Origin of the sequence: Wolbachia endosymbiont of Madathamugadia hiepei, from assembly GCF_013366855.1 — a bacterium.
In the GTDB taxonomy this organism is placed as follows: Bacteria; Pseudomonadota; Alphaproteobacteria; order Rickettsiales; family Anaplasmataceae; genus Wolbachia.
This window is the reverse complement of record NZ_WQMP01000056.1, coordinates 1-6282: the sequence shown is the minus strand read 5'-3', so window position 1 is coordinate 6282 and position 6282 is coordinate 1. Positions and strand designations below refer to the sequence as shown.

Here is a 6282-nt window from a genome sequence, read left to right as displayed (position 1 = left end):
CCGGGAGTTACGCCACCAACCATTTTTGTTCCGTAGCTAATTGCTTGCTCTGAGTGGAATGTACCCTGTGCACCAGTAAAACCCTGGCATATTAATCTTGTATCTTTGCTTACTAAAATGGACATGATTTATTTCACCTCTTTTACTATTTTCTGTGCAGCTTCATCAAGTTCATCTGCAGCGATAATATTTAATCCTGATTCTTCTAAGATTCTCTTTCCTTCTTCAAAATTAGTACCTGATAACCTAACCACTAAAGGAACTTTTATACTCATTTCTTTTGCAGCCTCAACGATGCCACTTGCAATGATATCGCAGCGCATTATACCACCAAATATGTTAACCAAAATCCCCTTTACGTTACTATCGGACAATATAATTTTAAACGCTTCGGTGACAGTCTCTTTACTTGCTCCACCGCCAACATCCAAAAAGTTGGCAGGCTCTGCTCCATAGTATTTTATTATATCCATTGTTGCCATAGCAAGACCCGCACCGTTTACCATGCAACCAATGCTGCCATCCATTTTAATATAACTGAGCCCATGTTTTGAAGCTTCTATTTCTTCTTTCACTTCTTCTTTATAATCGCGGAGTTCCACAATCTCCGGATGACGGTATAAAGCGTTATCATCAAAATTGATTTTAGCATCAAGCGCAATAAAATCCCCAGAATTTGTTTCAACTAGTGGATTAATTTCTATTTGGCTTGCATCAGTTGCAATAAATGCATCATATATATTTTTTGCAACATTTGTTATTTTTTTTATTTGTTCTGAACCCAGATTAAAACCATCGCTTAATTTGCTGCTATCAAAACTTGTAAAACCTGCAGTATAATCAATATCAAATTTTACAATTTTTGTAGGAGAATTTTTTGCAACTTCTTCAATATCCATTCCACCTTCTGAGGAAAATATAAATGTTGGCCTACTGAGCTTTGGATCAACTACTAGGCTTAAATAATACTCTTTCTTAATGCTTGAGCCTTCCTCAATGTATACTCTCCTTACTTGCTGCCCTTTTGGTCCTGTTTGGTGAGTAATTAAAGTCATGCCAAGCATGTCCTTTATAAACTGCTTAGCTTCTTCAGCCGACTTTGCCAGCTTTACACCACCAGCTTTACCTCTGCCACCTGCGTGAATTTGAGCTTTAACCACAAGTACGTCAGACTTCAACTGGTCCGTTTGAGTCTCTACTTCTTCTGCAGATGTAGTAACAAAACCCTTTGGTACTGGGACATTAAATTTGCGCAAAATCTCTTTTGCTTGATATTCGTGAATATTCATAAAACAACCAATGATAAACTATTAAAAACTACCAACCATAACGCTGTCTTCTGCTTTCTTGTTGGCGCCTCTTTTTTTTAGCTTCAGCTTTCTTTTTAGCTCTCTTTTCTGATTTCTTTTCATAGTATTGCTTTTTCATTTTTATCCCTCTTCCTTCTTTTTGAATTGTTTTTTTCAATACCGGAAAAGCCCTATCTACATCACCATAATGAACTGATACTTCAATCAAACTTTATACCTCCTCTGGTAATTATCTCAAAAATCTACTTATAAATTAGAAAATTAACATTGTCAATTATTTTATAAACTTAGCTGTAATATAAGTGGGATGTCTTTAAAAAGACTTAACTGTTAAAAGCGTTGAAGCCTCTTAATTTGCTATGCAAAAAAATCATCTCATACACCGGAATGACGAAGTAGTGTCGTATCAGTTAAAATTCTCATTACTCACAGTATTTTTTTGTTGTTGACTCTGCTGCTTATACATAGCTTCAAAATCTATAGGATCTAGCATAAGTGGAGGAAACCTACCACTACTTGTAACCCTTGCAATTATTTCTCTCGCAAAAGGAAAAAGAAAAGTAGGCCCACCAATAAATAAAGCTTGCCTTATCTCTTCTGCACTTAGCTCTGCAAAGTTTTCTATTGAAAAAATACCACAATATTTCGTTTCACAAATGAAAGCAATACCATCTTTTATGTTCTCATCTTTTACCGTTGCTTTGGCTTCTATGTGCAAAGTAATTTCATGAAAAGATTTTTCTTTGTTCCCTCCTTCCTCGCCTTCAGCTCCTTCCAATCTCACTGAATTGATATTAACCATTACATTAATACCGGGAGCTTCTTTTGCAGAGAGAAATGGTAAATTCGGATTTTCAAACGATAGATCTTTAATATACTGACCATGAATTTTCATTTTGTGTTGTGACATTTTTCACGTCTCCTTATAATTAAGTTGAAGTATTTACACTTTCTTGTATAATATAACCATTTATAGATGAGTAGTAAACCTAAATTACAGATTGGTATAGGATAAGCCATTTTCATTAATAATTAATAACGTTCAGGTACTTTATATGCTAGGAAGTTGAGTTACTATGATAGAGCTCGTAATATATGCTTTATTGGCAGCATTCGTTTTTTCAAGGTTGTACAATTCTTTAGGAAAATCAACAAACCTCAACCTAAAAAAACTGACTAGTGCACTTGACATAAGCCAAAGTAGGGAAGATGTAGTAGAAAACATTGAAGATTACATCGATAGCAACGACAAAAATTCAATAAAAGCTACTTATGAGCAAATATTACAAAAAAATAAAGATTTCTCCGTTTCCCATTTCATGGAAGGTTCAAGCATAGCTTTCGAACTAATAATAAAGTATTTCAATCAAGGAAATCTGTCCCAGTTAAAACCTCTCTTGGATAAAGACTTATACAACAACTTTGCAGAGAAGATCAGATACCGTAAAGAGATACAAGAATCTATAATTGTTTCTATTGTTTCACAAAAGATTTTAGAAATAAAACTAGTAAAAAATGTAGTGTTTATTGCAGTATATTTCCTTTCAGAGCAAATTAACTCTGTTAAAAACGACAAGGGAGAGGTTATATCAGGTAGCACATCCACTATCAATCAAGTCGAGGATGTGTGGCAATTCAAAAAAAATATTACTTCATCAAACCCAAGCTGGTTGCTTACTTCCATAAACTATAAAAAGGCAGGTGATGGTAAAACGAACGTAAAGTATGAATAATTCTATTTAACATGGCAAATAAATTACGCGAAATAGTACTTGATACTGAAACTACTGGTTTGGATATCGAATCTGGTCACCGGATTATTGAAATAGGGTGTGTGGAACTAATTAACCGCATCCCGACAGGTAAAGTATTCCATCGGTATCTTAATCCAGAAAGAGGTATACCTTACCACTCATTTAAGATTCACGGCATTAGTGAAGAATCTTTAGAAGATAAACCGTTATTTTTAGATGTTGCATTTGAATTTCTTGACTTTATATCTAGCGATATTTTGATAATTCATAACGCTGAGTTTGATGTTAAGTTCCTCAATATGGAGTTGGGCAAATTGGGTGCTGGATTAATCTCTTCAGACAGAGTGCTGGATACATTACCACTTGCGAGAAAAAAGTTTGCAGGGTCACCTGCATCTTTAAATGCATTATGTAAGCGTTTTGATATATCGCTGGAGGATAGAGAATTACACGGAGCACTAATTGACGCTCAGTTGCTTGCAAAAGTGTATGTTGAGCTTACAGGAGGGTTACAAACTTTCTTGTTTGATAATCAGTGTGAACAGGATAACAACTTCACATTCATTAAGCACAAAGTACGTAACTTAGCTCGTAGGGAACACTCACCAAGTAATGAGGAAATTAACGAACATAGAAAACTGTTAGATACAATTAACAATCCACTTTGGAAGAAATTTATTGAATGGGTCAACAAATGAAGATACAATTTAATTTTACTAGGTGCTCTCTGAATGCTAAAGTTTGTAAGGTTATTATCTAGTATAGTAATAACATTAGCAGCCATTTTTCTTGGTTATTGTTATTTCACTAAAAAAGGCATATTTGCTCCAGCAGTAGTTCACAACGCAGAAGTTAAGATAGGAGGAGATTTTTCTTTGATTAATCAAGACGGACAGATCATACGTAGTAGTGATTTTAAAGATAAGTATATGATGATTTTCTTCGGATTTTCTTTATGTAAAAAGATTTGCCCTATGAATCTTGGAATAATTTCAGAAACGCTTGCAAAGCTAGGTGAGAAAACAAACAACAAGCTGCAAACATTTTTCATAACAGTTGACCCTAAACGTGATAGCACGGAAAAACTCAAAGAATTTCAGCAGCAATTTGACCATAGAATACAAATGCTGACCGGTGAAAGAAAAAAAATAGACGAAGTAATTGCAAATTATAAAGTATATGCCAGTAAAGTTGGTGGGGAAGAGGAAATTAATCATTCTTCAATAATATATCTTATTGGCCCTGGAGGAAAATATGTTACACACTTTGCAGCTGATCTAAATTCGGATGAAAGTCAATCTGATAAGATTATAGTTGAGATCAAAAAACATGTAAGTGAGCTATAGGCTTGCCTCATCTGTTTTGCGTTTAACGGATATCATTTTTGCCCGTAATTGTACACTAAGCTCAAGGTATTCGTTCAATAAAGTGTGAGATAGGTGCAAAGTTTTTTCTATGATGTTCTGTAATGCCATGGAGGTTTATAGCATCTATGTGCTCTTTTGTCCTATATCCTTTATTTTTATGCCAATTATATTCTGGATGTTGATCATGCAACTCTTGCATCAGCTTATCTCTTGTCACTTTTGCGATAATTGAAGCGGCTGCAATTGATATACTCAAACTATCACCGTTTACTATGGACCTCACCTGCCATTTTACTTTGGGTGGTTGATTACCATCAACCAGCACATAATCTAATTCTAGACCTAAGTTTGTTAATGCACGTTGCATTGAAAGTTTCGTTGCTTGTAAAATGTTGTATGAATTTATTTCTTCAACACTTGCTATTCCTATACCAAATTTTGCAACAGACGTTATTTTTTCATATAGAACTTGCCTGTTTTTAGCAGTCAACTTTTTTGAGTCATTAATTCCTTCAATGATTATATTTCTATCGGTAAATACTACTGCTGCAGACATTACAGGACCAGCTAGCGGACCCCTTCCAACTTCGTCCACTCCTGCTATCACTCCTGATAATTTATTTTCTAATGTGAAATCTGGGTATGCCATAAGTTTTTATAATAAGAAAGCTACAGTAAAGATTGAACAGGTAATGGCAATTATCCAAAATTTCATAACTATTTCATTTTCTGACCATCCCTTCTTTTCAAAATGGTGGTGTATTGGTGCCATAAGAAAAATTCTTCTTCCCTTCCCATACTTAAACTTTGTATATTTAAAATATAATACCTGGATAATTACAGATAGTGTTTCTATTACAAAAATTATTCCAATAACAGCGAAAAGCACTTCCCTTTTAATGAGAACGCTGATTAGTCCCAAAGCTGCACCAATTGATAAACTACCAACATCACCCATAAACATTTTTGCCAGGTGCGTGTTAAACCATAAAAAACTTAAAATTGCTCCTGCAAATGCAATACAGAATAAAATAATGTTCACGTTTGCTTGAGTTATGTACGCAATTAGTCCTAAAGAAACAAAAGAAGTGATAACTTGAGTTGCAGCAAGGCTGTCTAGACCATCTGTAATATTTACAGCGTTAGAGGAGCCGACAATCACAAATGCAGCAAACGGAACATATAGGCAGCCAAAGTCGATCGTTATTCCTTTAACTAGGAACGTTTTTGCAAAGTCTTCAGCAAAATACAGCTTAAATATGGACATACCAATTAGAGTGACAACAAATTGGATAAGTATTTTGATTTTTGCGCTTAAACCTCGATGGTTATTTGCTTTTAATTTTAGATAATCGTCAATAAATCCAATCAGAGCAAAAAATAGAGTTATAAATACCAGCAATAAGATCTCTGGCGTTAGTTGAGTCCAAAGTAGAATTGGCAGTAAAGAAGAAATCAGTATTACTATCCCGCCCATGGTAGGGGTATTTTTTTTTGTCATTAAATGGCTTTCTGGTCCACACAACCTGATTGGCTGTCCATTTTTGCTTACTTTTTTCAGAAGTTTTATAAAATAAGGGGAAAGAACAAACCCAAAAATAAACGAGGTAAAAAATATTTTTATAGATGAAGTCATCTATCTATTTAAATTAACCAATTGGGTATTATACCGGATACTCACAAATATCATAGTGCAGAGGATCTAGTATAGTCATTTAGAATAACCTAGATTTTAAGTATTGACGCTAACTATGGATTAACCGATAAAGAAAGAGCTCGAAATAGAGGGCTTTTTGGGTTGCATGGAATATGAAATAAGCGTAGAAAAGATGTGAACTAAAAAGTTAATAG

Annotated in this window: 8 protein-coding genes and 2 pseudogenes; 3 read left to right on the top strand and 7 right to left on the bottom strand. The window is 34.4% G+C overall.

From position 1 onward, the window contains the following. The 4 genes and pseudogenes from GO685_RS02865 to secB all read right to left on the bottom strand — a co-directional run. Nucleotides 1-125: pseudogene (locus GO685_RS02865) on the bottom strand (succinate--CoA ligase subunit alpha); the annotation flags it as partial. A 3-nt stretch (nucleotides 126-128) separates the two neighbouring features. Next, nucleotides 129-1289 (bottom strand): ADP-forming succinate--CoA ligase subunit beta, encoded by a 1161-nt coding sequence (sucC, locus tag GO685_RS02860; RefSeq protein WP_175937497.1) that lies wholly within the window; start codon nucleotides 1287-1289, stop codon nucleotides 129-131. Between the two features lie 28 nt (nucleotides 1290-1317). Further along, entirely contained in the window at nucleotides 1318-1518 is a 201-nt protein-coding gene (gene rpsU, locus GO685_RS02855; protein ID WP_175937496.1) for a 30S ribosomal protein S21, read from the bottom strand. Nucleotides 1519-1716: 198 nt separating this feature from the next. After that, nucleotides 1717-2220 carry a protein-export chaperone SecB gene (gene secB / locus GO685_RS02850; RefSeq protein WP_175937495.1) on the bottom strand — a complete coding sequence of 168 codons (504 nt, stop codon included), beginning with the start codon at nucleotides 2218-2220 and terminating at the stop codon, nucleotides 1717-1719. A gap of 166 nt (nucleotides 2221-2386) precedes the next feature. On the opposite strand from secB, the gene GO685_RS02845 reads away from it, so the two are divergent. From GO685_RS02845 to GO685_RS02835, 3 genes are read left to right on the top strand one after another with little or no spacing between them, the layout of a single operon-like run. Next, on the top strand, nucleotides 2387-3043 hold the full coding sequence (locus GO685_RS02845; RefSeq protein WP_175937494.1) for a Tim44/TimA family putative adaptor protein: 657 nt from the start codon (nucleotides 2387-2389) through the stop codon (nucleotides 3041-3043). Between the two features lie 11 nt (nucleotides 3044-3054). Beyond that, nucleotides 3055-3762 (top strand): DNA polymerase III subunit epsilon, encoded by a 708-nt coding sequence (gene dnaQ, locus GO685_RS02840; protein WP_175937493.1) that lies wholly within the window; start codon nucleotides 3055-3057, stop codon nucleotides 3760-3762. 33 nt (nucleotides 3763-3795) lie between these two features. After that, the gene (locus GO685_RS02835; protein WP_175937492.1) at nucleotides 3796-4410 is read left to right on the top strand and encodes an SCO family protein; all 615 of its coding nucleotides are present in this window, start codon (nucleotides 3796-3798) and stop codon (nucleotides 4408-4410) included. 61 nt (nucleotides 4411-4471) lie between these two features. Here GO685_RS02835 and GO685_RS02830 read toward each other — a convergent pair whose 3' ends face one another. The 3 genes and pseudogenes from GO685_RS02830 to GO685_RS02820 all read right to left on the bottom strand — a co-directional run. Beyond that, on the bottom strand, nucleotides 4472-5080 hold the full coding sequence (locus tag GO685_RS02830; RefSeq protein ID WP_175937491.1) for a ribonuclease HII: 609 nt from the start codon (nucleotides 5078-5080) through the stop codon (nucleotides 4472-4474). A gap of 6 nt (nucleotides 5081-5086) precedes the next feature. Then, a complete protein-coding gene (gene mraY / locus GO685_RS02825; RefSeq protein ID WP_175937490.1) occupies nucleotides 5087-6067 on the bottom strand; it encodes a phospho-N-acetylmuramoyl-pentapeptide-transferase in 981 nt (326 codons plus the stop codon). A gap of 120 nt (nucleotides 6068-6187) precedes the next feature. Continuing rightward, nucleotides 6188-6282: pseudogene (locus tag GO685_RS02820) on the bottom strand (IS982 family transposase); the annotation flags it as partial.